The sequence below is a fragment of the Pantoea sp. sgz302252 genome, assembly GCF_047713085.1.
Taxonomy (GTDB): domain Bacteria; phylum Pseudomonadota; class Gammaproteobacteria; order Enterobacterales; family Enterobacteriaceae; genus Scandinavium.
In genome coordinates, this window is sequence record NZ_JBLFJW010000008.1 from 131,915 (window position 1) to 156,821 (window position 24,907).

Below are 24,907 nucleotides of genomic sequence, written 5' to 3' on the forward strand. Positions count from 1 at the left end.
ATCGGTGCAGCGTCTGCGTGATGCTTACAGGAAGGATTTGAACGGCAAGTCAGGCTCTATCGTAAAGCAATCATCAAAACCACGAGGATAATGATATTCAAAATTATCTTTATCGAGCGGCCAGGTGAATTTGCCGCCAACCTGCCAGATGAACGGCTTGAAGCCATATTTCAGGCGATCTTTTTTCATCTCCCACAGTACGCGGATCTCTTGAGGATCGGCCTGGAAATTCGACCAGATATCGTGGTGGAAGGGGATAACGACCTGAGTATTGAGCGCTTCCGCCATGCGCAGAATGTCCGCACTGGTCATTTTGTCGGTAATCCCACGTGGGTTTTCACCATACGAACCTAGTGCTACATCGATATGATGTTCATTGCCGTGTTTAGCGTAGTAGTTGGAATAGTGTGAATCGCCGCTGTGATACAGCGAACCGCCTGGCGTTTTGAACAGATAGTTGACGGCGCGCTCGTCCATCCCGTCCGGAAGAATACCTTCTGCTTTCTGATCGGCCGGCAGCGTAATCAACGCGGTGCGATCAAATGCGTCAAGCGCATGAATTTCCACATCCTTCACTCTCACCACATCACCTGGTTTGACGACAATGCAGCGTTCTTTTGGCACGCCCCAACCGATCCACAGATCGACGCAGGTTTGCGGCCCGATAAACGGCACATCACTGGCGCAATTCTGCAACACGGCGGCGGCCACATTCACATCAATGTGATCGTTATGATCGTGGGTGGAAAGCACCGCATCAATCTCTCTAATGGCAAAAGGATCCAGCACAAACGGTGTGGTGCGCAGATTTGGCTGCAGTTTTTTCACTCCAGCCATTCGCTGCATCTGGTGCCCCTGCTTCATCAAAGGGTTACCGTGACTTTGCTTACCAGTGCCGCACCAGAAATCTACGCACAGGTTGGCGTTCCCCTCTGATTTTAACCAGATGCCGGTGCAGCCCAACCACCACATGGCGAAGGTCCCGGGTGCCACTTTTTCTTCGGCGATCTCTTCGTTTAGCCAGCTTCCCCACTCCGGAAATGTACTCAGGATCCAGGATTCGCGGCTGATTGTGTCAACTTTACTCATTACATGACTCTCCGTTATCAAAATAAATCACTTAATGATTGCTTTTGATTAACGTTGACACTCTTTGAACATAAAATCAAGAGGCGGTTTTGTCTCTTATGTCAGACCGTTACGTTTCTCATTAAGAGAGTTTTTTGGCAGTGTAATAACTAAATGTTAAGTTATATCAATTAATTATGTTGCAATTGGCGTTGATTTAGTCGTCAGAATGAAAAGCCCTTGTCGTGTTGTGGAAATAAATTGCGTAGTCAATCACATTTAATCAAATGTGCTCTTGTGGTGATTGCTTTTGATTACTAAGGTGGGCTCACTGCTCGGGCGACGTTTGTATTCGCCGTCTACAACATGGAGATCGCTATGGAGTTCCTCTACACCGTCTTTACCGTGTTCTTCAATCAGGTGATGACCAATGCCCCTTTGCTATTGGGGATCGTCACCTGTCTGGGCTACATCCTGTTACGGAAAAGCGTCAGCGTGATCGTCAAAGGCACCATCAAAACGATCATCGGTTTTATGCTGTTGCAGGCTGGGTCGGGTATTTTGACCAGTACCTTCAAACCGGTCGTGGCAAAAATGTCCGAGGTTTATGGCATTAACGGCGCCATCTCAGATACTTATGCCTCGATGATGGCCACTGTCGAAAGAATGGAAGAGGCCTACAGTTGGGTCGGGTATGCCGTCTTGCTGGCGCTGGCCTTAAACATTTTGTATGTCGTTTTCCGCCGCCTGACGGGCATTCGAACCATCATGCTGACGGGGCATATCATGTTCCAGCAAGCCGGATTGATTGCCGTCTTCTTCTACATTTTCGGCTACCCAATGTGGACGACGATCCTCTGTACGGCGGTGCTGGTGTCGCTCTATTGGGGCATCACCTCCAACATGATGTACAAGCCGACACAGGAAGTGACTGAAAACTGTGGTTTCTCCATCGGGCATCAGCAGCAGTTCGCCTCATGGATTGCCTACAAAATTGCCCCGTATCTCGGTAAGAAAGAAGAGAGCGTTGAAGATCTTAAACTTCCGGGTTGGCTGAATATTTTCCACGACAACATCGTCTCCACGGCGATTGTCATGACGGTATTCTTTGGGGCCATCTTGCTCTCTTTCGGTGTGGATACCGTGCAGGCCATGGCAGGCAAAGTGCACTGGACAATCTATATCCTGCAAACTGGCTTTCAGTTCGCGGTGGCGATTTTCATCATCGTTCAGGGCGTGCGCATGTTTGTGGCGGAGCTCTCCGAAGCGTTTAACGGCATCTCTCAACGGCTTATTCCTGGTGCGGTGCTGGCGATTGACTGTGCGGCTATCTACAGCTTTGCGCCGAACGCGGTGGTGTGGGGCTTTATGTGGGGCACCATCGGGCAGCTTATCGCTGTCGGTATTCTGATCGCGATGGGCTCTTCCATTCTGATTATTCCTGGCTTTATCCCCATGTTCTTCTCTAACGCCACCATCGGCGTCTTTGCTAACCACTTTGGTGGCTGGCGTGCGGCGCTCAAAATTTGTCTGGTGATGGGGATGATAGAAATTTTTGGCTGCGTCTGGGCGGTGAAACTCACCGGCATGAGCGCCTGGATGGGGATGGCTGACTGGTCCATTCTGGCGCCACCGATGATGCAAGGCTTTGCTTCACTAGGCCTGATCTTTATGACCATCATTATCCTGATTGCACTGGTTTATATGGTCTTCGCGGGCCGCACACTGCGCGCCGAGGAAGATGCAGAAAAACAACTGGCAGAAAACCCTGCTCAATAAGGAGTTCCGATTATGACCGTACGTATTTTGGCTGTTTGTGGCTGTGGGCAAGGCAGTTCCATGATCATGAAAATGAAAGTCGATCAGTTCCTTACCCAACAGAACGTGGCGCACACCGTCAACAGTTGCGCGGTGGGGGAGTACAAAAGCGAGCTCAGCGGTGCAGACATCATCATCGCGTCGACGCATGTCGCCAGTGAAATCGAAGTCTCCGGGAATAAGTATGTGGTGGGAGTACGCAACATGCTGTCGGCGGCGGATTTTGGCCCAAAACTGATGGAAGTGATCAACGCGCATTTCCCGGCAGATGTGAAGTAGGGGCCCGCCATGAAGTTACGTGATTCGTTAGCGCAAAACCACTCGGTCAAACTGCAGGCAGAAGCCAGCACCTGGCAGGAGGCGGTGAAAATCGGTGTCGATCTGCTGGTGGCTGCAGACGTTGTCGAGCCTCGCTATTACCAGGCCATTCTGGATGGCGTTGCTGCATTCGGGCCTTATTTCGTGATAGCGCCTGGCCTCGCAATGCCGCATGGTCGTCCGGAAGAAGGGGTTAAAAAGACCGGTTTTGCGCTGGTCACTTTGAAAACCCCGTTGGTCTTTAACCATGAGGATAACGATCCCGTCGATATCCTCATCACCCTGGCGGCCGTGGACGCCAACACCCACCAGGAAGTCGGCATCATGCAGATCGTGAATCTGTTTGAAGATGAAGCCAATTTCGACCGTTTACGTGCCTGCCGCACCGAGCAGGATGTGCTTGATTTGATTGATTCCGCCACCGCGGCGACCGCCTAAGAGGAAATGGAAATGTCTCAGTTACCGATGCTCCAGGTTGCACTGGATAACCAAACGCTGTCTCACGCTTATGAAACGACGCGCCTGATTGCTGAAGAGGTCGACATTATTGAAGTGGGCACCATCCTTTGCGTGGGCGAAGGCGTGCGCGCGGTACGTGACCTGAAAGCGTTGTACCCCCATAAAATTGTGCTGGCCGATGCCAAAATCGCCGATGCAGGCAAAATCCTCTCGCGTATGTGTTTTGAGGCGAATGCCGACTGGGTCACCGTGATTTGCTGTGCAGATATCAACACCGCTAAAGGTGCGCTGGAAGTCGCAAAAGAGTTTAACGGTGATGTGCAAATTGAGCTGACTGGCTTCTGGACCTGGGAACAGGCGCAGGAGTGGCGTGATGCCGGTATTCAGCAGGTGGTTTATCACCGCAGCCGGGATGCGCAGGCGGCAGGTGTTGCCTGGGGCGATGCGGATATCAGTGCTGTTAAGCGTCTGGCAAGTATGGGCTTCAAAGTGACCGTGACAGGCGGGTTAGCACTGGAAGATTTGCCCCTGTTCCAGGGTATTCCCATTCATGTCTTTATCGCAGGGCGAAGCATCCGTGACGCCGCCTCTCCCGTTGAAGCGGCGCGTCAGTTCAAACGCTCCATCGCCCAGTTGTGGGGGTGAAATGCGATGATGCTGTCGAATCCCGTGCCACTTGGCATCTATGAAAAAGCGCTCCCTGCCGGGGAGTGCTGGCTGGAGAGGCTCACTCTGGCGAAAACGTTAGGTTTTGATTTCGTTGAAATGTCTGTGGATGAAACCGATCTGCGGCTCTCCCGGCTTGACTGGAGCCGTGAACAGCGGCTGGCGCTGGTGAAGGCTATCGCCGAAACCGGCGTTCGCGTGCCATCTATGTGTCTGAGCGCTCACCGCCGTTTTCCGTTAGGCAGTGAAGATGACGCGGTGCGTGACCAGGGGCTGGAAATCATGCGTAAAGCTATCCTGTTTGCTCAGGATGTTGGCATTCGGGTTATCCAGCTTGCGGGGTACGATGTCTACTATCAGCAGGCCAATGATGAAACTCGCCGCCGTTTTCGTGAAGGGCTGAAAACAAGCGTCGAAATGGCAAGCCGGGCTCAGGTCACGCTGGCGATGGAGATCATGGACTCTCCGCTCATGAACTCCATCAGCAAAGCACTAGGTTATGCACACTATCTCAACAACCCGTGGTTCCAGCTTTATCCCGACATCGGCAACCTTTCCGCCTGGGATAACGACGTGCAAATGGAGCTTCAGGCGGGTATCGGGCATATCGTGGCTGTGCATGTGAAAGACACCCGTCCTGGCGTGTTTAAAAACGTGCCATTCGGTGCGGGCGTGGTGGATTTTGAACTGTGCTTCTCCACCCTGAAACAGCACGGCTATTGCGGCCCATGGCTAATTGAAATGTGGAGCGAAACGGCAGAAGACCCGCTTGCAGAAGTCGCCAAAGCGAGAGAGTGGGTGCTGGCAAAAATGGCACAAGTCGGACTGCGGGAGGTGGCATAGATGCAGCAGCTAAAAGAACAGGTTCTCGAAGCGAATCTTGCGCTTCCTCGCTTTGGGCTGGTGACCTTTACCTGGGGTAACGTCAGCGCCATAGACCGTGAACGAGGTTGGGTGGCCATTAAACCGAGTGGTGTGTCCTATGAGGGCATGCGCGCGGAAGATATCGTGGTGATCGACCTGCAAGGCAACGTTGTTGCAGGGAAATGGCGACCCTCTTCCGATACAGCCACTCACTTAGCACTTTACCAGCGCTATCCTTCTCTTGGCGGAATTGTTCATACCCATTCAACCCACGCGACGGCGTGGGCACAGGCGGGGCTTGCCATTCCCGCATTAGGAACGACGCATGCAGACTATTTCTATGGCGACATTCCCTGTACGCGTCCGCTAAGTGAAGCCGAAGTGCAGAGTGACTATGAGTTAAATACTGGCAGAGTCATTATCGAAACGTTGGGCGACTGCGAGCCGCTGCATATGCCGGGTATGGTGGTGTATCAGCACGGTCCTTTTTCATGGGGAAAAGATGCTCATGATGCCGTACACAATGCGGTTGTGCTGGAAGAAGTCGCCAAAATGGCGTGGATTGCGCGTGGGATTAACCCGCAGTTGAAACCTATCGACCACTATTTAATGAACCAACACTATTTGCGTAAGCATGGCCCTGACGCCTGGTACGGGCAGAAATAAAAAAAGCCCCCGGAGTCCGGGGGCAGCGTTCAACCAACTATGGCAAAGTGCGTTTTGGTGTTGTCCTGGTGCTAGCGGTAAACGTCAGCGCTGGCATGAATCAAGCCATTGCTGCCGGGTTCATGGAGAAGAATTGGGTGAAAGTATTTGGCGCCGCGCGCGTCACTCTCCTCACTCAAGGCCTGATCTGCTTCGCTTTCAGTGGCGATGTTATGATTGATGTAGATAACGCCTAAGCTCTGCACATCGTCCATATTTCTGGCCTGTCGGCCGTCTATCTTAATGGCTGCCATCGCGTTTGCACTGAGCAAAACCGCAGCCATTACGGCGATTGCGATGTTTTTCATGATAGTCACTCCCTACAGCCTGCTGTGTTTAGGTAGGGCTCCTTCTGCGTCCAGATGGGGTCTGATTTAAGTGTAATCGTTACTTTTAGATTCTTAAGCGACCATTTCTGATGCAGTTGTTCAAAAAAATGACGCATTCCGTGTTGATTAATTTTAAGCCACTGAGCCAGCGCAGCTTTGCGCTTAGTGCGAATTATTTGCGCAATCACCTTGAGTTTCCTGGGTAGCGCAAGTATGATTACGCGTCAATTTTTCAGCCGCCCTTTAACACGTTCCTTGCCTCCATGGGCCGCGGCTGACCCAGACAGGAGGCTGAATAATCCGTAAGGAGCAATTCGATGCGTCATTACGAAATCGTTTTTATGGTCCATCCTGACCAGAGCGAACAGGTTCCGGGTATGATCGAGCGTTACTCTGCTGCCATCACTGGTGCAGAAGGCAAGATCCACCGTCTGGAAGACTGGGGCCGCCGTCAGCTGGCTTATCCGATCAACAAACTGCACAAAGCTCACTACGTTCTGCTGAACGTTGAAGCGCCACAGGAAGTTATCGATGAGCTGGAAACTACTTTCCGCTTCAACGATGCCGTTATCCGCAGCATGGTTATGCGTACTAAAACCGCTGTCACTGAAGCATCTCCGATGGTTAAAGCGAAAGACGAGCGCCGTGAGCGTCGCGATGATTTCGCAAACGAAACCGCAGATGATGCTGATGCTGGGGATTCTGAAGAGTAATCGCTGATGGCCAACCGTCTGGTGTTGTCCGGCACAGTGTGCAGGGCGCCCCTTCGAAAGGTCAGCCCATCAGGAATTCCTCACTGCCAGTTCGTGCTTGAGCACCGTTCGATGCAGGAGGAAGCCGGTTTTCACCGGCAGGCATGGTGTCAAATGCCCGTTATTATTAGCGGACAAGAGAAGCAGGCCATTACTCACAGTATAACGGTCGGCACGCAAATCACTGTTCATGGCTTCGTTAGCTGCCACAAGGCGCGAAACGGGCTAAGCAAAATGGTTCTGCATGCCGAGCAGATTGAATTGATAGATTCTGGAGACTAGCCAAATGGCACGTTATTTCCGTCGTCGCAAGTTCTGCCGTTTCACCGCGGAAGGCGTTGTAGAGATTGATTACAAAGATATCGCTACGCTGAAAAACTACATTACCGAAAGTGGTAAAATTGTCCCGAGCCGTATCACCGGTACTCGTGCAAAATACCAGCGTCAGCTCGCTCGTTGCATCAAGCGCGCTCGCTACCTGTCCCTGCTGCCGTACACTGATCGTCATCAGTAATCGGTCACAGTCTATTAACTCGACTTTGAGAGGATAAGGTAATGCAAGTTATTCTGCTTGATAAAGTAGCAAACCTGGGCAGCCTGGGTGATCAGGTTAACGTTAAAGCGGGCTATGCTCGTAACTTCCTGGTTCCACAGGGTAAAGCTGTTCCTGCTACTAAGAAAAACGTAGAGTTTTTCGAAGCACGTCGTGCTGAACTGGAAGCCAAACTGGCTGACGTTCTGGCGGCTGCTAATGCTCGCGCTGAGAAAATCAACGCACTGGGCACCGTTACTATCGCGTCTAAATCTGGCGACGAAGGTAAACTGTTCGGTTCCATCGGTACTCGCGACATCGCTGATGCAGTGACTGCTGCTGGTGTTGACGTGGCTAAGAGCGAAGTTCGCCTGCCGAACGGCGTTCTGCGTACCACTGGTGAGCACGAAGTGGACTTCCAGGTTCACAGCGAAGTGTTCGCTAAACTGGTAGTAAACGTTGTTGCTGAGTAATTCATTACTCTGAAATAACGACGAAGCGCCGGCCATGTGCCGGCGTTTTGCTTTTCTGCATTGTAACTTTTCGCTTCCAGGCTAGCTATTGCGTCGCCCTTTCCGGATAATGAATTGAAACGCTATTTTGATTCAGGTGTCAGTAATGGAAAGGGTTACACCCGCCCCGCTTTTTACCCGTAAGAATGTTGTCTACCTCGGCGCCACGCTTTGCTGTCTGCTGTGGGGAAGCTCCTATCCCGCCATTAAAAACGGCTATGAAATTTTCCAGATTGCGACGGACGATATTCAGTCGAAAATAATCTTTGCTGGTTATCGCTTCCTGTTCGCCGGGCTGCTTCTGTTGTTATTTGCCATGGCGCAGCGCAAACCGATCGCCCGGCTTAGTGGCCGTCAATTTGGCCAACTGACGCTGCTTGGCCTCACGCAAACGTCTCTCCAGTACGCTATTTTTTATATTGGCCTGGCTTTCACGACTGGCGTGAAAGGGTCAATCATGAATGCCACGGGCACGTTCTTTAGCGTCCTTTTGGCACACTTCATTTATCAGAATGACAAACTGAGCTACAACAAAACGCTCGGGTGTATCCTCGGTTTTGCTGGCGTCATGCTGGTGAACTTCAGCCATTCGCTGGTGGACTTCAGTTTTGTCTGGCAGGGCGACGGGTTTGTGGTGCTGGCGGCCTTCATCCTTTCCGCAGCAACACTCTATGGCAAACGTATATCTCAGACTGTCGATCCTACTGTGATGACCGGCTGGCAGCTAGGCATTGGCGGCACCATGCTGGTGGCAGGCGGCTATCTGAGCGGTGGCTCGTTAACGTTTCACGGTGTTGAATCGGTGGCTGTTCTGGGCTACCTGACGCTGCTTTCCTCCGTGGCTTTTGCACTTTGGAGCACGCTGCTCAAGTACAACCGCGTCAGCATGATTGCGCCTTTCAACTTCGTGATCCCGGTAGCGGGAACGGTGCTTTCAGGCATTTTCCTTGGGGAAAATATTCTGGAGTGGAAATACGCGGTGGCGCTGGTGTTGGTGTGCTCGGGGATTTGGTGGGTAAACAAACGCAGTGAGTGATGGGTCGCCCGGCCGCGCGAGAGCTGCCGGGCGAAAACTTAGCGGACGCGGATGTAGCTTCCATCTGCCTGACGGGTGAACAGAGCCTGTTGGCCATTGCCGCTATCGACGGTTAAGCCTGTCACCACGCCGTTGGCATTCTGTCGCACCTGAACCATCTGCCCGGCTTGCAGTGAGCTAAGAGGCTTACCGGCACCTTCCACTTTTGACATCGCATAAACATCGGTGGCGGGCAGGTTATGATCGCGGAACAACTGCGCCAGCGTTTTGCCCGGCTCAACGCGGTAAGAACGCCATTGCTGCTCAATACCCGGTAAGGATTGCGAAGTTTCTGGGGTGGACTGCGGTTGAGTCTGAACCTGAGGCTGGTCATCCGGTTGCTCTTCCTGAACGACTTCCGGTGCGACAGGTGCGGCCTGGCCCGGATCGTTGACCGGCGGAGAAGAGACAATAGGCGGCAGCGGCTGCTGCAGATTGCCCTGTTGCGGCTGAGATTGCGATTGCAAATCGAGCTGCGCATCGCGACTCACAGGCTGCGTAACGCTATCATTCGTGGGAAGCAGAAAGCCGATAATGACCAGGGCAAACCCCGCGATGATACCGCGACGGTGCAGCGGAGGCAGCGGGTCCATCAGTCGAATACTATCCGGGGCATGCCAGATTTTTTGTAATGTCGGTTTTAATGCGAATCGCCCGGGCATGGGTTACCTCCTGCTCCGCGTTTCCCTGTTTGCCCCTCAGTATATACATTATTTTGCCGAGACAAAGTTTTACCCAATGCGGCCTGGCTGATATGCTGCCCGCTGATTTTCATCCGATGAAAGGAAAGACCATGGCAACCCCGACTTTTGACACCATTGAAGCCCAGGCGAGTTACGGCATTGGCCTGCAGGTAGGACAACAGCTCAGCGAATCTGGCCTGCAAGGCCTGCTGCCAGAAGCGCTGGTCGCGGGCATTGCGGACGCGCTGGAAGGCAAGCAGCCGCAGGTACCGGTAGATGTGGTGCACCGTGCTCTGCGTGAGATCCACGAGCGTGCTGATGCGGTACGTCGTGAGCGTTTTGAAGCCATGGCGGCGGAAGGCGTGAAATATCTGGAAGAAAACCGTGAGAAAGAAGGCGTGAGCAGCACCGAATCCGGCCTGCAATTCCGTGTTCTGACTCAGGGCGAAGGCGCTATCCCGGCTCGTACTGACCGCGTACGCGTTCACTACACGGGTAAGCTGATTGACGGTAGCGTGTTTGACAGCTCTGTCGCTCGTGGCGAACCTGCTGAATTCCCGGTTAACGGTGTTATCGCTGGCTGGATTGAAGCTCTGACCCTGATGCCGGTTGGCTCTAAATGGGAACTGACCATTCCTCATAACCTCGCTTACGGCGAGCGTGGCGCTGGCGCGTCCATCCCTCCTTTCAGCACCCTGGTCTTCGACGTCGAACTGATCGAGATCCTGTAAGTCCGCTGAATCCTCTCCCGGCAACGGGAGGGGAGCATAACATCAGCGAGAAATCCTTAAATCAGAAATTTGTCAGCATTTAATCTTGCATTACTGCGCGGTAAGTGTATTTTTGTGAGCTGTTTCGCGTTAACAGAGTGATATAACACTCACTTCCAACATCTTATTAACATAATAACCATTTCAGTGTATTCAACCCGCCGATTCTTACCTACTATCGATAAGTCTTAAAAATGAAACCTCAGCAGAGGTATTCAATGGCCAAAGAGCCAGCACAACACAACAGGAACAACAGGAAGAAAATCACATGGTAGATCAGGTAAAAGTCACCGCCTCTGAGGAACCGGAGACGGAACAGTCGCTACGGCGCAATCTCACCAACCGACACATTCAGCTCATTGCCATTGGCGGCGCTATCGGCACCGGCTTGTTTATGGGCTCCGGTAAAACTATCAGCCTCGCCGGGCCGTCGATAATCTTCGTCTATATGATTATCGGCTTCATGCTCTTTTTCGTCATGCGTGCAATGGGTGAGTTGCTGCTGTCGAATCTCGAATATAAATCGTTCAGTGATTTTGCCGCGGATCTGCTGGGCCCGTGGGCAGGCTATTTCACCGGCTGGACCTATTGGTTCTGCTGGGTGGTGACGGGGATGGCAGATGTGGTCGCCATTACGTCGTATGCACAATTCTGGTTCCCCGGGTTGTCCGATTGGGTGGCATCACTCGCGGTTATCTTGCTGCTGCTGGGCTTAAACCTGGCCACGGTGAAGATGTTCGGCGAGATGGAGTTCTGGTTTGCGATGATCAAAATCGTCGCCATCGTCGGGCTGGTGATTGTCGGTCTGGTAATGGTGATGACGCACTTCACCTCCCCAAGCGGCGTGCAGGCCTCTTTCGACCATTTATGGAATGACGGCGGCTGGTTCCCGAAAGGGCTCAGTGGATTCTTTGCAGGCTTCCAGATAGCGGTGTTTGCCTTCGTGGGGATTGAACTGGTTGGCACCACGGCGGCTGAAACCAAAGATCCGGAGAAGTCCCTGCCGCGGGCGATTAACTCCATCCCAATCCGCATCATCATGTTCTACGTGTTCGCGCTGGTGGTGATTATGTCTGTCACGCCATGGGGTTCAGTGGTGCCGGATAAGAGCCCGTTTGTTGAACTGTTCGTTCTGGTTGGGCTGCCTGCTGCGGCAAGTATCATCAACTTTGTGGTGCTGACTTCTGCCGCTTCTTCAGCCAACAGCGGTGTGTTCTCAACCAGCCGCATGTTGTTCGGCCTGGCGCAGGATGGGGTGGCCCCGAAAGCGTTCGCGAAACTGTCTAAGCGTGCGGTTCCGGCAAAAGGCCTGACCTTCTCCTGCATCTGTCTGCTGGGCGGCGTGGTGATGCTCTATGTGAATCCAAGCGCCATCGCGGCGTTCACGATGATTACCACCGTGTCGGCGATTCTGTTTATGTTCGTGTGGACCATTATTCTGTGTTCATACCTGGTTTACCGCAAACAGCGCCCGCAACTGCACGCGACATCCAAATACAAAATGCCTCTTGGTAAGCTGATGTGCTGGGTGTGCATGGCGTTTTTCGTGTTCGTACTGGTTCTGCTGACGCTGGAAGACGACACCCGTCAGGCGCTGATCGTCACGCCGCTGTGGTTTGTCGTGCTGGGTGCTGGCTGGTTGTATGCCGGGAAGAAGCGTTTAGCTAAGTAATTGCGAAAGGTGCCGGATGGCGCGCGCTTATCCGGCCTACAACTTCGCGTAGGCCCGGTAAGCGTTAGCGCCACCGGGCAAAAATCACTCCCCCGCTAAAGCCCGAGGAAACAGCACATTATTCTCAAGACTGATGTGCTCCATCAAAGTGGTGCACGCTTCCGGCGGCGGAGTCACGTTATTGGTCACATGCTTGATCACTTCCAGCAGTTCACCCGCCTCATCATGTTTGCTTTCCATCACGCTGATAGGCCCCATCGCCTGATTGCCCATACCTTGTTTGATCATCGGGAACAGGATTTGCTCCTCTTTCATCATATGGCTGGAAAGCTCCTGATGCAGCGCCGTCAGATACCTGGCTAAGCCGCGCGGCACGTTAGGTTTATCAGCATGAACGCGTTCGACTTTTGTGGCCTGCAGAATCAGCTCCGGCAACTGCTCACGATGCCTGTCGTGTATGCTCAATGATGTCTGCCAGCGGCGTGGTGCGCCATTTTTTCTCCACCGGCGCTTCCGTCAGTGTAGCCAGTTCGGCTTCAATGACTGCCTGGGAAATACGGCATTATTTGGCCGGTTCTTTCTGGAGTGCCTGGCGCTGCGTTTTTTGCGGTTTAGACCACGTCGATAACCAATAGAACGATACCCGTCAGTCAGCAAGGGCGGAAGGCTTTGACGCAGCAAAAAGGTATACAGCAATCCGGCCAGCGTTTTGAAGACGATAAGCGGCCCGACAATCACCGTCGGCAGGCGTTGGCTGGCGATATTCCAGCACAGCGCCCCTCCCGTGAACTATCCCGTTATTATCGAAGATAGCCCACGGTGATGCCACAAAAATTAACCAACGGTTAACTTTTACAGCAGGGTTTTGACGCTCTCAGCCAGCGGAGTCGTCGGGCGATTGATGAGCTTGCTCAGGGTATGACTGTCATCAAACAGGCCGCCTTTGGACGCACCAATGTCTGAATCCGCCAGCATATCTGCCAGTCCTGCTGGTAGGCCAACGCCTTTCAACGCGGCAGCAAAATCGGCTTCGCTCAGGTTCTGGTAGCTGACGGGTTTGCCGCTTTGCTTGCTGAGTTCCGCCGCCAGTTCGCTGAGCGTCCAGGCCGTGTCGCTCGCCAGTTCATACACTTTTCCGGCATGGCCGTCGGTGCTGATCACTTTAGCGGCTGCGGCTGCATAATCTGCACGTGGAGCCGCAGCGATTTTGCCTTCACCTGCCGCACCGATAAACACGCCGTGTTCGATAGCCGGTGGCGCACTGGCCAGATAGTTTTCGGTGTACCAGCCGTTACGCAGCAGCGCATAAGGAATACCGGATTCAGCCAGCATTTTCTCGGTGGCAACGTGTTCAACGTGCAGGCCAAGCGGCGATTTATCCGCATGAAGTAGGCTGGTGTAGGCGATAAATTTCACCCCAGCCGCTTTTGCCGCACGGATGGCATTGCCATGCTGTTCTGCGCGTTTGCCGACTTCGCTCCCGGAAATCAGCAGCAGTTTGTCCACGCCCTGCAAAGCGGCCTGCAATGAAGCCTGGTCGTTGTAATCGCCCTGACGAACAGTAATGCCTTTATCGCTCAACGCCTGAGCCTTTGCCGGATTGCGAACAATCGCCACTAGCTGATTGGCAGGTACGGTGTTGAGCAGGTTTTCAATAACGAGTTGGCCAAGCTGGCCGGTAGCGCCGGTAATCGCGATCATGAGGTGACTCCTTCGTGTTTGTCTTCAGTTGTGATACGCTAACACTCAAGCTAACTTTTAGTAAGTACGTACAAAAAGGTAAGTATCAAAATGACGAATCCGACCCTGAGTGAGCAACTGCGTGATGGCAATTTGTTTGCGGAGCAGTGTCCGTCCCGCGACGTGCTTAAACATGTGACCAGCCGCTGGGGTGTGCTGATCCTCGTGGCTCTGCGTGATGGCACACACCGTTTCAGTGATTTACGCCGGAAAATGGGCGGCGTGAGTGAGAAGATGCTCGCGCAATCATTACAGGCGCTGGAGCAGGATGGCTTTGTCGACAGAGTGTCTTACCCCGTAGTGCCGCCCCATGTGGAATACAGTTTGACGCCGCTGGGTGTACAGGTGAGTGAGAAAGTGGAGGCACTGGCGGACTGGATTGAACTGAATCTGCCGCAGGTGATGGCGAACTGGAACGAGCGTGCGGCGTAAGCGGCCAGGCTGATTTTGTAGGCCGGGTAAGCGTAAGCGCCACCCGGCGTTAGCATTACTTCGACAAATCGACCTGATACACCGCGAAACCAATCTCGTCGGTGCCCACTTGTTTCATCGGATACTGCGCTTTCTCTTTGATAAAGGCAGCGGCTTTTTCAGAAGGCGAGGTTTCAAAACGGATATCCAGCGGCGTGGTGGAATGGATCGGCGCGAGACGCCAGTTGTTATCCGCTGCCGGGTGAATTTCACCGTGCTTCTTCGACTCTGCACCAATCCACGCAGCCAGCACCGAACGGTTCTCATCCGGGGAAGCGAAGGCGATATGGCTGTCACCTGTGCCTGCAAACTTCCCGCCGTAGGCGCGGTAATTGTTGGTTGCCACCAGGAAGGTCGCTTTCGGATCGACTGGTTTGCCCTCAAACGTCAGGTTTTTAATGCGCTCTGAGTGCGGATTCAGACTCTGACACTCCCCGTCATAACGAGCAGGTTGAGTCACATCAATCTGGTACTTCACGCCATCAATCACATCGAAGTTATAGGTGCGGAAGTCGTTCCAGTTGATCAGCGACTGCGGCTTGCTGCTGGTCGGGTCAATCTGATTAAACTGCCCGGCGGAGCACTCCAGCCACTCTTTCACCTCTTTGCCGGTGACTTTCATCACCACTAGCGTATTTGGGTACAGATAAAGGTCAGCGGCGTTACGGAAGGTCAGCTGGCCTTTTTCGACTTCGGTGTAGCTCGCCGGATCGTTTTTACGTCCGCCTGCTTTGAACGGGGCAGCGGCTGAGAGTACCGGCAGTTTTGCCAGGTCGGGATCGCCCTGAATAAAGTGTTCCACGTAGGCTTTCTGCGCCATATTGACGACCTGAACGGTAGGATCGTCCTGAACCAGCGACAAATAGCTGTACATGTTGTCCGACGATTTGCCAACCGGCTTGCTGACAAAGGCGCGAGTGGCATCATGATCGGCTTTCAGGACATCAACCAGCTTGCTGTCTTCCGCGGCGAGCGATTTCTTCGCCACCGGATCGTAAATCGGGCGCGCTTCGGCTTTCGCCTGCGTCACCTGCCATGTGCCGCTGTCATTGTTAAGCACTAAATCAACCACGCCAAGGTGATCGCCCCACATGCCGGGCATTACCGCAGGCACGCCATTCAGCAAGCCTTTCTCGATATCTGCGCCCTTAATGCTGGCGAAGTCTTTTGACGGGAACACAGCATGAGCGTGACCAAACATGATGGCGTCCACGCCTGGCACCTGGCTCAGGTAGTAAACAGAGTTTTCCGCCATCGCGTGATAAGGGTCAGCCGACAAGCCTGAATGAGCGATGACGACGACCACATCCGCGCCTTTCTCACGCATTTCCGGCACATACTTGCGTGCGGTTTCGGTGATGTCGTTGACGGTGACTTTCCCACTGAGGTTGGCTTTATCCCAGGTCATGATTTGCGGCGGCACAAAACCGATGTAGCCAACATTGAGCGTCTGCGTTTTTCCGTCCTGATCGGTGACCTGAGTCTCTTTAATCAGATAAGGGGTAAACATCGGTTTTTGGGTCTTAACGTCGATGATATTGGCATTAACGTACGAGAACTTTGCCCCATTGAGGGCTTTGTGCAGATACTCCAGACCGTAGTTGAACTCGTGGTTACCGAGGTTGCCTACCGCGTAGTCGAGGGTGTTCATCGCTTTGTAAACCGGATGCACATCTCCCATTTTTAAGCCTTTGGCGGCCATATAATCGCCGAGCGGGCTTCCCTGAATGACGTCGCCGTTATCGACCAGCACGCTGTTTTTGACTTCGCCACGAGCGGCATTGATCAGGCTGGCGGTGCGCACCAGGCCAAATTTTTCCGTCGCACTGTCTTTGTAGTAGTCAAAATCCATCATGTTGCTGTGCAGGTCAGTGGTTTCCATGACTCGCAACTCCACCGTCGCGGCCTGGCTGCTTGCAGCAATCAGCGTGGCAAGGAGCGTTGCGCTAAACTTAATCATCAGAGAGGTCCTTTTATTGATCAGGGGCACAAAAGCCAAAAGGGTATACATCCTGTTGCTTACAGAAGTGTGAAGGTTGCCAGAAAAAAGTGTCAGGAACCGGGCAGCGCTTCACAGATAGCGCAATTCGCTGCGATGGGATATAACTAAAACAATGAGTTAACACCACTGTAATGAAACCGAGGTGGAAAATGCTGGAACATGTATGTCAGCTTGCACGGAACGCAGGTGAGGCCATTATGCAGGTCTACGATGGCGCGAAGCCGATGGACGTGGTCAGTAAAGCCGATGATTCTCCGGTGACGGCAGCGGATATCGCCGCGCACAAAGTCATTGTCGAAGGGCTAAGCGAGCTTACGCCGGATATTCCTGTACTGTCGGAAGAAGACCCGCCGGGTTGGGAGATTCGTCAGCACTGGCAGCGTTACTGGCTGGTGGACCCCCTGGACGGCACCAAAGAGTTCATCAAGCGTAACGGTGAATTCACCGTCAACATCGCATTGATAGAAAAAGGAAAACCTGTGCTTGGCGTGGTGTACGCCCCGGTGATGAAAGTGATGTACAGCGCCGCGGAAGGTAAAGCGTGGAAAGAAGAGTGCGGGGTGCGCAAACAGATTCAGGTGCGTGACGCGCGCCCGCCGCTGGTGGTTATCAGCCGTTCTCACGCTGACAATGAACTGAAAGAATATCTTCAGCAGCTTGGCGAACACCAGACCACGTCGATTGGCTCGTCGCTCAAATTCTGCCTGGTGGCAGAAGGGCAGGCGCAGCTTTATCCGCGCTTCGGGCCGACCAACGTCTGGGACACCGCAGCCGGCCACGCTGTCGCCATGGCGGCCGGGGCTCATGTTCACGACTGGCAAGGTAAAACGCTCGATTATACGCCGCGTGAATCGTTCCTGAACCCCGGTTTCAGGGTGTCGCTCTACTGACCGAGCAGCTTATGCAGCAGGGCAATCACCTGCTGCACCTCTTCCTGCGTCAGTGCGCCATCTTTCGCCCACTCGACGCGTCCGTCTTTATCCAGCACCGCAATCGCCGAGCTTTCTTCATCCAGCTGCCAGGCTTTACGCGCCAGGCCGTTGCTGTCGACAATAAACTGTGACCACGGGTAGAGCTTTTTATTGCTCTCGATGCTGCTGCGTACAAACATTCCGGACCCCGGAATCGCATCATCGGTGTTGACGATGGTGGTGGTCTGGTACTTGTCATGTGGGAATTTTGCGGCCTTGATCGCCTCAATCAGCGTTGCGTTTTTCTCTTTGGCAGAGGTACGCCCGGCAATATGTTGTACAACTCTCACCTTGCCAGGCAGCTGCGAGCTATTCCAGTTTTTGTAGCTAAACTCATCATTATCAAGAATGAGTTCGCCACGGTCGGCAATGCCCACAGGCGACACGCGTTGACCGTTTTCAAAATTATGTGCAGAGGCCATCAGTGGCATTAACAGGCATGAAATCGCCATCAGCTTACGTAGAGTCATGGTGTGTCCTTATTTTATGCAGGTGATCCGACCACTTAGGTGTCAGCGTTAATCATAAGTGCGAATGATGATGTTTTCCCGCAAGCGCAATGCCAGTTTGCGGGTGAACGCACATAACCGTGAGAAAATGAAGGTTTATACTGCCGTCTTCGTCGTTCTGAAAAGATAATTCTTAAATTTTGTCATCAAACGGTAAATATACTTATACAGACTGGGTGTCCCGGTCGATATGGACTATAGTTTTAGTGCATTAATTTTGCGCCCCCTGGAACGCGGAGCTGATTGTGGCACCGACTGGGCGTAAGACTCAGCAGGAGACAAAAATGAAAATTTTCCAAAAGTACAACCCGCTTCAAGTGGCGAAGTACGTTAAGATCCTGTTTCGTGGACGGTTGTACATCAAGGACGTGGGCGCTTTTGAATTTGATAAGGGCAAAATTCTTATCCCAAAAGTGAAGGACAAGCAGCACCTTTCGGTGATGTCCGAGATCAACCGTCAGGTTACGCGTCTGCAAACAGAGATGGCGTAATCACCCCAACGTGCTATGCAGTAAGCAGTAAAAAAACGGCTCCCCAAAATGGGAGCCGTTAGTGTTTCTGGCAGACTTTCAACGAATGGACATCTGTCATAGGGTACTGAATAAAAAATAAGGAAAATCAATTTATTGATTTTCGGCTGCTAACCACAAAGAAGGAAAAACCACGCTTTTTCCTTCTTTGTCTGCAGTATGACGGCTCCCCAAAATGGGAGCCGTTAGTGTTTCTGGCGTACCGTGTCATAAGAAACCTTTATTGGACAAAGAAACCACCCGCTGTTTGTATGTTGCTAATATGTAACAAATAAACAGGTGTCCGATGTTCACGATCAAAACCGACGATCTCTCTCATCCTGCCGTTCAGGCGCTAGTGGCCTATCATCTTTCCGGCATGCTGGAACAATCTCCGCCCGAAAGTAGCCACGCTTTGGATGTGCAAAACCTGCGCGATCCGGCCGTGACCTTTTGGTCGGTATGGGAAGGCGAGCAGCTTGCAGGAATGGGGGCGCTGAAATTGCTTGATGAAAAACATGGTGAGCTGAAATCGATGCGCACCGCACCAGATTTTTTGCGACGTGGAGTCGCGAATCTGATTGTGCAGCACATCCTGCAAACCGCGCATGCCCGATGCCTGCAACGCCTGAGTTTAGAAACAGGAACACAGCCAGGATTTGCCGCCTGCCATCAGCTCTACCGCAAGCACGGTTTCGTTGACTGCGAGCCGTTTGCTGACTACCAGCCCGATCCAAACAGCCGTTTTATGACTTTAGAGTTAAGGCAGGAAAATGAAGCAGTGTGATGGGGTTGGTGTTTAACAAACGAACGCTGGGTTTCTCTGATCGGAATCTGGATGTCGGTTTTGAGTCAGGTGCGGACGTTGCAAATCGACTCGGTTGTCAATGAACAGCACGTGGGTCATTTAACCACCCGTAACGCCTACATACTTTATAGCGAATGCCCCTCTCTTAAATCTTGCTTAGAGCCCTGCTTGCAGCGCTTTCATTATCCATAACACAATCCTTATCTGAACAGCTAAACAATGTTTTTTAGCTAAGGATTAGCTTTTTCTCCTTTCTTAGCTGTACAGAGGAACTATAATTCCTGGCTAAGAAAAATACATTTTATTGAGGGGCATACATAGTGATTCATTCAGAAAACAAGCTCCTACAGGATGTGGCGTCGACCCTTGAACGCGTCCTTGAAGCCAGGATCACAAAACGGAGTGGCCTGTCGGACGACGACGGTAACGGAAGTTCTGCGCCTCATAGATGAAGGCCGTGTTGAAACTCAGTAAGGCAGATTGCTTGATTTGTTCTGCAGTTCCCTGAAACAGACCAGGTTGAATCATTATGGGTAGTTGTGAGCGGGTGTGTAGAGATTCAGCCCGCATCTCTCGCAGGCTTTTGCCCTCAGACCTCTGCCGCTATCGGGCCAATAACCCAACCCAATGTCCAGCCATAACCAATTGATTTAAATGATGTAACCTACCTAGGGGAATTACATCTCACAATGGGATCTTCCTTCCAGTAATGTCCCTTGTCGGTGTTGGGTTATCGCAGTATCCTCCCTTCGCACCTGAAAAATCAGGTGTCGGGATTAGCCTCCTGCTTTACACTTACTGGCGACATATGACGCGCTTAGCGTTTTTTTATGTCGCTTGCACGGTTACACCGCAATGGTGGGCCGGGCGGGGGCGTCGCAAGACGCGCCGGTGTCCAGTAAGGCCGGTAAGGCTAACTCCGCTCGACCTGCCACCCGGACGATTAGCCTCTTCTGTGGTGGTTCAATTCATCACTTACCGGAGGCTGTTTTATGGCCAATATTATTCATACAGACTGTGATGTCCTTACCCTCCCGTTTAGCGCCGCAACCGACTTCACAGATCTCGCTGATTATTGCGACCGCTTTGCTGAAACTCTGATTGAGTGCAACGAGACCACGCAAAAACTGGCGCTGTTAGGCCGCATGGGTGCCTGTCTGGCAGTCCTGCGTCCGACGCTCGACGAGCCCATTCCACCGCACCTGATTGAGCGTTTCACCGTGGATACGCTTCCTGCGGCCTCCCCATTTTTCGAACCGGATGCCGAAGCGCTGTGCGACTACTGCCAGTCGCTGGTTCAGGTGCTGTGCCAGCAGTCTTTGCTGCCTGAAACTGAAAAATCGTTGAAGGGATTGCTGTGTGAACTGGTGTGGATGTTCGCCGGGGAGTTAAAAGCCCCTCGTTGGGATCGTTCACCCACGGCCCATTGAGTTGTGGTATCGCGGAGTCAAAATGAAAACGCTCCAGTTTAGAGCTGGAGCGTTTAGTAAAGCGGGTAGGGAATCAGACACCCTCTGATAGCTGAGGGTGTCTTGTGTTCTTATGCCACGTTCTGTTCTTCGGCATCAGGCAGTTTCGGGGTCAGTACGGTGGGTTTGCTGTCGATACGCGTCACCAGCAGCTGATCGATGCGGTAGTTGTCGATATCCACCACCTCAAACTTGTAGCCCGAGAACTTCACGAAGTCGGTGCGTTTTGGGATCTTACGCAGCATGAACATCATAAAGCCGCCGATGGTTTCGTAGTTACCAGACTGCGGGAACTCGTCGATATCCAGCACGCGCATCACGTCATCGATTGGCGTGCCGCCGTCGACAAGCCAGGAGTTCTCGTCACGGGCAACAATCTGCTCTTCCAGCCCCTGGCCGACCAGGTCGCCCATCAGGGTGGTCATCACGTCGTTGAGGGTGATGATACCCACCACCAACGCGTATTCGTTCATGATGACCGCGAAGTCTTCACCCGCCGTTTTGAAACTTTCCAGCGCTTCTGAGAGCGTCAGGGTGTCCGGCACAATCAGCGTGTTACGGATTTGCACGCCGCTGGTCAGCAGCAGGCTTTGGTTGGCCAGCACGCGGTTCAGCAGGTCTTTCGAATCGACGTAACCGATGATGTGGTCGATATCCTCTTTACACACCAGGAACTTGGAGTGTGGATGCTCGGCGACTTTGCTCTTCAGACTCTGTTCGTCTTCGTTGATATCGAACCAGATAACATTTTCACGCGAGGTCATTGAGGACGGAACGGTACGCGATTCCAGTTCAAACACGTTTTCGATAAGTTCGTGTTCCTGCTTACGCAGCACGCCCGCCAGTGCACCGGCTTCCACCACGGCGTAGATATCGTCAGAGGTGATGTCGTCTTTACGCACCATCGGCAGTTTGAACAGGCGGAAAATCATGTTGGCCATGCCGTTGAAGAACCACACCAGGGGGCGGAAGACGGCAAGACAGAAGCGCATCGGGTTGATGATGCGTAAAGCCACGGCTTCAGGCGCGATCATACCGATGCGTTTCGGCGTCAGGTCGGCAATCAGGATAAACAGGCTGGTGACGACGACAAATGACAGGATGAAGCTGATTTGTTCGGCCAGTTCGGCAGACATGTAGTTAATGAAGACGCTGTGGAAGGCCGGTGAAAACGCGGCGTCACCGACAATACCGCCAAGGATGGCGACGGCGTTAAGCCCAATTTGCACCACGGTAAAGAACATACCGGGGTTTTCTTGCATTTTCAGAACACGTTGTGCATTAACGTTGCCCTCATCGGCGAGTAGCTTCAGTTTGATCTTGCGGGAAGCTGCAAGCGAAATCTCGGAAATCGAGAAAAACGCACTGACGCCGATGAGGCAGAGTATGATTAATATACTGTTTAACATAGTTTTTCTGGCGGTTTACGCCAGGACCTCGGAAGGGTAGTTGATGATGATTTTGAGTGTGGAATGACACTTAAAAAAACCGGTCCGAAGGTTCTGGACCGGTAATATCGGGGATCAGTATAGCGTAAGGGACTGTAAATTCGCCAGAGGTTAACTTCCAGGCACTAACGCGGCACTTTTTTTGTTGGCTTCCGGGCTGGCATCCCACACCTCATTCCAGGCTCGTCCTGTCAGTTCTTTAATCACCACGCGGGTCTCATCATCGCAGTCCTCAGCGTTGCCCCCGAGTTTGCGTCGGGCGATTTCTTTAATGAGAATTTTGTGATTCTTCTGCGTCAGTTTGAACTTGAAGGTCATCCAGAAGCTGATAGCCAGCAGCGTGCCGGTGGCGAAAATCATCAGGCCAATAATGGCGTGCAGGGCGCTAATGGGCTGCGAACCGCCGCCTTTCACGAACCCGCTTTCTTGCAGCACCACACCAATTAGCATGATAGCCAGCGCAACCGTGCTCTTACGGGTCAGTACCATCACGCCCGCGAAAATGCCTTCCCGGCGCTGACGAGTGACCATTTCATCCACATCCGGGATGAAGCTGTAGATGTTCCACGGAATGTAATAGAGGCCCGCACGCGCCGCCCCCAATACCACGAAGACCGCAGAGAACAGCAGCGTCGGCACCACGATATTATTGATGTACACCACGAACAGAAACGCCAGCACCGCAAAGATACAGCTGTAGGAAAGGCGTAGCGCGCCTGAAGGCGTCATGTTCAGTTTGTTCATCAGCATCATAAAGCCGAAGGTGCCGGGTATAGACACAAACGCGGCAATGCTGAGTAATCCTGATACCGCCGCCGCGTCACGCCCCAGCCCGTACACCACGAAATAGGTGAAGACGGAACCGAAGACATCCATCGCCGTAAACGAGCAGATGTAGATAATAATGTGCTGGCGAAAGGCTCTGATTTTAAACGCAGAGAACAGGTCCAGGACCAGATATTTGAGGTGATTCAACAAGCCTGGCTGACGGTGGTTATCGGGCGTAAATTCATACTCTTCACGGACGTCTTTGGCTTCCCAGGTGCAGGCCCAGGTGGTCAGCACGGCGAAGAAGTAAATGATGGCAAAGACGCTGCCCGTCAGGGTATAGGTTAATGAGTTATCCTTACCCGTGAATTGCATAATAATGCCCGGCACAGAGACAGCCAGAAATCCGCCCAGTGCTGAACACATCATACGCACACCGGCCAGACGAGTACGCTCGCTGAAGCGGTTGGTCATTTCTGCCGCCAGCGTTTCCCATGGCACCAGCACCATTGCCGATAACAGCTCAATGGAAAGGTAAGTGCCGAGGTAATACCAGTAGTTCATGTCTGTTATCCAGACGAGCGCGTACAGGAACATCAGCGGCGCGCTGATCAGCAGAAAGAAACGGCGGCGACCAAACTTACGGCCAAGCCAGGTATTACCGAAGTTATCCGTGACGTAGCCCATGATTGGGCTCAGCAGCGCATCGATAACCCTCGCAATCGCGAAAATTGAGCCTGCTTCAAGCACAGACAGGCCGCAGTAGGTGGTATAGAAAAAGAGTAACCAGGTGCCGATAACGGCAAAAGCCCCTCCGCCAAAAAGGTCGGTCACGCCGTAGCCTATCGCTACGCCATAACCCACTTTGCGTTCGGTTGGTTTTGTCATTTTATTATTCTCATGCTGGTAGTGATTAAGGTTGGCGTACCGCAGTACGCCCCATCGGAATACAGCAAAAGGGTGGTTAGTCGGTCAGCGTGACCCATTGACGCAATTGTGATGAGCGGTAGATGGCCTCCACGAGCTGTAAGGATTTTGCGGCATCGTCAATGCCTGAAAAGTTGGGTTTTTCCCGGTGTGAGAGGGCGGCATAAAACTGGCTGATGGCCTGAAAATGCCCGACTCCCCAATAGCTTTTGCTGTGGTTGTAAGGCGTGGTGTCACTGGCGATCATCACCCGTTTATCGCCAATAACGCGCCAGAGGGTGTTATCCCGCAGCTGTAACTCGCCCAGTTCGCAGTGGATATCAAGCTGAAGCGGGGCATCGAGCGTGTGGGTATTGCTGGCGAAAAACAGGCCGCGCGCGCCGTTGTTGAAATCCAGCGTTGCCATCGCGGTGTCTTCGGTGTCGATGATGTCGGCCAGCCGGGCGCAATCCACCACGCCTTTGACTCGCGTCACCCCGTTGCCAAACCATTGCATCAAATCCAGGGTGTGAATCGCCTGATTGATAAGCAAGCTGCCGCCTTCAGAGGCGAAGCGGCCGCGCCATGAGCTGTTGAGGTAATAAGGCGGCGTGCGTGACCAGGTGAGAAACGCTTTGATGCTGAGCATTCGCCCAAGCGCGTTTTCATCCAGCAGTTGCTTGAGCGCCAGGCTGGTGGGGTTAAGGCGATTTTGATAGCACACGCCTAATTGCCCTTCGGCCTGCCGCTCTGCTGCTTTGATTTCCTCAATCTCGATACTGTTCATCGCGACCGGCTTTTCGCAAAACACCTGTTTCCCCGCCGCCAGTGCCGCGAGGATCATCGGCTTATGCAGGGCGTGCGGCGTGCAGATGTGCACCACATCAATGGCGACATCGAGCAGCATCTCCTGATAGTCCTGATAAAGGCGACAGCCGTATTCTGCGGCTAACCGTTGCCCTTTCTCGACATCGATATCGACAACGGCACGAAGCACCACGCCGGGTATCTGTTGCAGCGCTTCAAGATGGCAAGTGTGAATAGCTCCGCACCCGACAATGGCCGCATTGAGTGTTCTCATGG

The 24,907-nt window shown here is 52.8% G+C and carries 28 protein-coding genes and 2 pseudogenes; 19 read left to right on the forward strand and 11 right to left on the reverse strand.

Features of this window, described 5'->3' with window-relative positions:
• Nucleotides 1-24: 24 nt before the first annotated feature.
• Complete coding sequence (gene ulaG, locus ACLW56_RS08540; RefSeq protein ID WP_330983353.1) at nucleotides 25-1,089, reverse strand: L-ascorbate 6-phosphate lactonase; 1,065 nt, start codon at nucleotides 1,087-1,089, stop codon at nucleotides 25-27.
• Between the two features lie 357 nt (nucleotides 1,090-1,446).
• Here ulaG and ulaA point away from each other — a divergent pair, with 357 nt between their 5' ends.
• Genes ulaA through ACLW56_RS08570 form a run of 6 tightly spaced genes read left to right on the forward strand, consistent with a single transcriptional unit; the run spans nucleotide 1,447 to nucleotide 5,859 of the window.
• Nucleotides 1,447-2,847, forward strand: coding sequence for a PTS ascorbate transporter subunit IIC (gene ulaA / locus ACLW56_RS08545; protein ID WP_330983354.1), 1,401 nt, complete (start codon nucleotides 1,447-1,449; stop codon nucleotides 2,845-2,847).
• Between the two features lie 12 nt (nucleotides 2,848-2,859).
• Nucleotides 2,860-3,165: a PTS ascorbate transporter subunit IIB gene (ulaB, locus tag ACLW56_RS08550; RefSeq protein WP_330983355.1), complete on the forward strand. Its 306-nt coding sequence runs from the start codon at nucleotides 2,860-2,862 to the stop codon at nucleotides 3,163-3,165.
• Nucleotides 3,166-3,174: 9 nt separating this feature from the next.
• Nucleotides 3,175-3,642, forward strand: coding sequence for a PTS ascorbate transporter subunit IIA (ulaC, locus tag ACLW56_RS08555; protein WP_330983356.1), 468 nt, complete (start codon nucleotides 3,175-3,177; stop codon nucleotides 3,640-3,642).
• Between the two features lie 12 nt (nucleotides 3,643-3,654).
• Nucleotides 3,655-4,308: a 3-keto-L-gulonate-6-phosphate decarboxylase UlaD gene (locus ACLW56_RS08560; RefSeq protein ID WP_330983357.1), complete on the forward strand. Its 654-nt coding sequence runs from the start codon at nucleotides 3,655-3,657 to the stop codon at nucleotides 4,306-4,308.
• Nucleotides 4,309-4,317: 9 nt separating this feature from the next.
• Nucleotides 4,318-5,172 (forward strand): L-ribulose-5-phosphate 3-epimerase, encoded by an 855-nt coding sequence (locus ACLW56_RS08565; protein ID WP_330983390.1) that lies wholly within the window; start codon nucleotides 4,318-4,320, stop codon nucleotides 5,170-5,172.
• On the forward strand, nucleotides 5,173-5,859 hold the full coding sequence (locus ACLW56_RS08570) for an L-ribulose-5-phosphate 4-epimerase (RefSeq protein WP_330983358.1): 687 nt from the start codon (nucleotides 5,173-5,175) through the stop codon (nucleotides 5,857-5,859). It begins immediately after the preceding gene.
• Between the two features lie 71 nt (nucleotides 5,860-5,930).
• On the opposite strand, the gene yjfY is transcribed toward ACLW56_RS08570, so the two are convergent.
• Nucleotides 5,931-6,182, reverse strand: a complete 252-nt coding sequence (gene yjfY / locus ACLW56_RS08575; protein ID WP_415377656.1) for a DUF1471 family protein YjfY — start codon at nucleotides 6,180-6,182, stop codon at nucleotides 5,931-5,933.
• Between the two features lie 362 nt (nucleotides 6,183-6,544).
• On the opposite strand from yjfY, the gene rpsF reads away from it, so the two are divergent.
• From rpsF to ACLW56_RS08600, 5 genes are all read left to right on the forward strand, one after another.
• Entirely contained in the window at nucleotides 6,545-6,940 is a 396-nt protein-coding gene (rpsF, locus tag ACLW56_RS08580; protein WP_330983360.1) for a 30S ribosomal protein S6, read from the forward strand.
• 6 nt (nucleotides 6,941-6,946) lie between these two features.
• Nucleotides 6,947-7,261, forward strand: a complete 315-nt coding sequence (priB, locus tag ACLW56_RS08585; RefSeq protein WP_330983361.1) for a primosomal replication protein N — start codon at nucleotides 6,947-6,949, stop codon at nucleotides 7,259-7,261.
• Nucleotides 7,262-7,265: 4 nt separating this feature from the next.
• Complete coding sequence (gene rpsR, locus ACLW56_RS08590; RefSeq protein WP_002210155.1) at nucleotides 7,266-7,493, forward strand: 30S ribosomal protein S18; 228 nt, start codon at nucleotides 7,266-7,268, stop codon at nucleotides 7,491-7,493.
• Between the two features lie 41 nt (nucleotides 7,494-7,534).
• Nucleotides 7,535-7,984, forward strand: a complete 450-nt coding sequence (gene rplI, locus ACLW56_RS08595) for a 50S ribosomal protein L9 (protein ID WP_103177988.1) — start codon at nucleotides 7,535-7,537, stop codon at nucleotides 7,982-7,984.
• A gap of 145 nt (nucleotides 7,985-8,129) precedes the next feature.
• Complete coding sequence (locus ACLW56_RS08600; protein ID WP_330983362.1) at nucleotides 8,130-9,059, forward strand: DMT family transporter; 930 nt, start codon at nucleotides 8,130-8,132, stop codon at nucleotides 9,057-9,059.
• A 38-nt stretch (nucleotides 9,060-9,097) separates the two neighbouring features.
• Here the strand turns inward: ACLW56_RS08600 and ACLW56_RS08605 are convergent, their stop codons facing one another.
• Nucleotides 9,098-9,760, reverse strand: coding sequence for a LysM-like peptidoglycan-binding domain-containing protein (locus tag ACLW56_RS08605; protein ID WP_330983363.1), 663 nt, complete (start codon nucleotides 9,758-9,760; stop codon nucleotides 9,098-9,100).
• Between the two features lie 131 nt (nucleotides 9,761-9,891).
• On the opposite strand from ACLW56_RS08605, the gene fklB reads away from it, so the two are divergent.
• Together fklB and cycA are read left to right on the forward strand one after the other, a co-directional pair.
• The gene (gene fklB, locus ACLW56_RS08610) at nucleotides 9,892-10,512 is read left to right on the forward strand and encodes an FKBP-type peptidyl-prolyl cis-trans isomerase (RefSeq protein WP_330983364.1); all 621 of its coding nucleotides are present in this window, start codon (nucleotides 9,892-9,894) and stop codon (nucleotides 10,510-10,512) included.
• A 307-nt stretch (nucleotides 10,513-10,819) separates the two neighbouring features.
• Nucleotides 10,820-12,223, forward strand: a complete 1,404-nt coding sequence (gene cycA, locus ACLW56_RS08615; RefSeq protein ID WP_330983365.1) for a D-serine/D-alanine/glycine transporter — start codon at nucleotides 10,820-10,822, stop codon at nucleotides 12,221-12,223.
• An 84-nt stretch (nucleotides 12,224-12,307) separates the two neighbouring features.
• Here cycA and ACLW56_RS08620 read toward each other — a convergent pair.
• From ACLW56_RS08620 to ACLW56_RS08630, 3 genes and pseudogenes are all read right to left on the reverse strand, one after another.
• Nucleotides 12,308-12,767 (reverse strand): annotated as a pseudogene (locus ACLW56_RS08620) (hemerythrin domain-containing protein); the annotation flags it as partial.
• Between the two features lie 67 nt (nucleotides 12,768-12,834).
• Nucleotides 12,835-13,003, reverse strand: a pseudogene (locus ACLW56_RS08625) (EamA/RhaT family transporter); the annotation flags it as partial.
• Between the two features lie 72 nt (nucleotides 13,004-13,075).
• Nucleotides 13,076-13,924 (reverse strand): SDR family oxidoreductase, encoded by an 849-nt coding sequence (locus ACLW56_RS08630; RefSeq protein ID WP_330983366.1) that lies wholly within the window; start codon nucleotides 13,922-13,924, stop codon nucleotides 13,076-13,078.
• 90 nt (nucleotides 13,925-14,014) lie between these two features.
• On the opposite strand from ACLW56_RS08630, the gene ACLW56_RS08635 reads away from it, so the two are divergent.
• Nucleotides 14,015-14,395 (forward strand): helix-turn-helix domain-containing protein, encoded by a 381-nt coding sequence (locus tag ACLW56_RS08635; protein ID WP_330983367.1) that lies wholly within the window; start codon nucleotides 14,015-14,017, stop codon nucleotides 14,393-14,395.
• A 55-nt stretch (nucleotides 14,396-14,450) separates the two neighbouring features.
• On the opposite strand, the gene ACLW56_RS08640 is transcribed toward ACLW56_RS08635, so the two are convergent.
• On the reverse strand, nucleotides 14,451-16,394 hold the full coding sequence (locus ACLW56_RS08640) for a bifunctional 2',3'-cyclic-nucleotide 2'-phosphodiesterase/3'-nucleotidase (protein ID WP_330983368.1): 1,944 nt from the start codon (nucleotides 16,392-16,394) through the stop codon (nucleotides 14,451-14,453).
• 191 nt (nucleotides 16,395-16,585) lie between these two features.
• Here ACLW56_RS08640 and cysQ point away from each other — a divergent pair, with 191 nt between their 5' ends.
• The gene (gene cysQ, locus ACLW56_RS08645) at nucleotides 16,586-17,326 is read left to right on the forward strand and encodes a 3'(2'),5'-bisphosphate nucleotidase CysQ (protein ID WP_330983369.1); all 741 of its coding nucleotides are present in this window, start codon (nucleotides 16,586-16,588) and stop codon (nucleotides 17,324-17,326) included.
• Here cysQ and ACLW56_RS08650 read toward each other — a convergent pair.
• Entirely contained in the window at nucleotides 17,320-17,877 is a 558-nt protein-coding gene (locus ACLW56_RS08650; RefSeq protein WP_330983370.1) for a YtfJ family protein, read from the reverse strand. The genes cysQ and ACLW56_RS08650 overlap by 7 nt on opposite strands.
• Nucleotides 17,878-18,200: 323 nt before the next feature.
• On the opposite strand from ACLW56_RS08650, the gene ACLW56_RS08655 reads away from it, so the two are divergent.
• The 4 genes from ACLW56_RS08655 to ACLW56_RS08670 all read left to right on the forward strand — a co-directional run bounded on the left by ACLW56_RS08655 (nucleotide 18,201) and on the right by ACLW56_RS08670 (nucleotide 20,663).
• Nucleotides 18,201-18,407, forward strand: coding sequence for a DUF1107 domain-containing protein (locus tag ACLW56_RS08655; RefSeq protein ID WP_097162707.1), 207 nt, complete (start codon nucleotides 18,201-18,203; stop codon nucleotides 18,405-18,407).
• Nucleotides 18,408-18,732: 325 nt separating this feature from the next.
• Nucleotides 18,733-19,212, forward strand: a complete 480-nt coding sequence (locus tag ACLW56_RS08660; protein ID WP_330983371.1) for a GNAT family N-acetyltransferase — start codon at nucleotides 18,733-18,735, stop codon at nucleotides 19,210-19,212.
• 876 nt (nucleotides 19,213-20,088) lie between these two features.
• A complete protein-coding gene (locus ACLW56_RS08665; protein WP_330983391.1) occupies nucleotides 20,089-20,334 on the forward strand; it encodes a hypothetical protein in 246 nt (81 codons plus the stop codon).
• Nucleotides 20,226-20,663, forward strand: a complete 438-nt coding sequence (locus tag ACLW56_RS08670) for a hypothetical protein (RefSeq protein ID WP_330983372.1) — start codon at nucleotides 20,226-20,228, stop codon at nucleotides 20,661-20,663. Before ACLW56_RS08665 ends, ACLW56_RS08670 begins: the two co-directional genes overlap by 109 nt.
• Before the next feature lie 110 nt (nucleotides 20,664-20,773).
• Here ACLW56_RS08670 and ACLW56_RS08675 read toward each other — a convergent pair whose 3' ends face one another.
• From ACLW56_RS08675 to ACLW56_RS08685, 3 genes are all read right to left on the reverse strand, one after another.
• Nucleotides 20,774-22,111, reverse strand: coding sequence for a hemolysin family protein (locus ACLW56_RS08675; RefSeq protein ID WP_330983373.1), 1,338 nt, complete (start codon nucleotides 22,109-22,111; stop codon nucleotides 20,774-20,776).
• Between the two features lie 150 nt (nucleotides 22,112-22,261).
• Complete coding sequence (locus ACLW56_RS08680; protein ID WP_330983374.1) at nucleotides 22,262-23,806, reverse strand: MFS transporter; 1,545 nt, start codon at nucleotides 23,804-23,806, stop codon at nucleotides 22,262-22,264.
• A gap of 76 nt (nucleotides 23,807-23,882) precedes the next feature.
• Entirely contained in the window at nucleotides 23,883-24,905 is a 1,023-nt protein-coding gene (locus ACLW56_RS08685) for a Gfo/Idh/MocA family oxidoreductase (RefSeq protein ID WP_330983375.1), read from the reverse strand.
• Nucleotides 24,906-24,907: the final 2 nt, after the last annotated feature.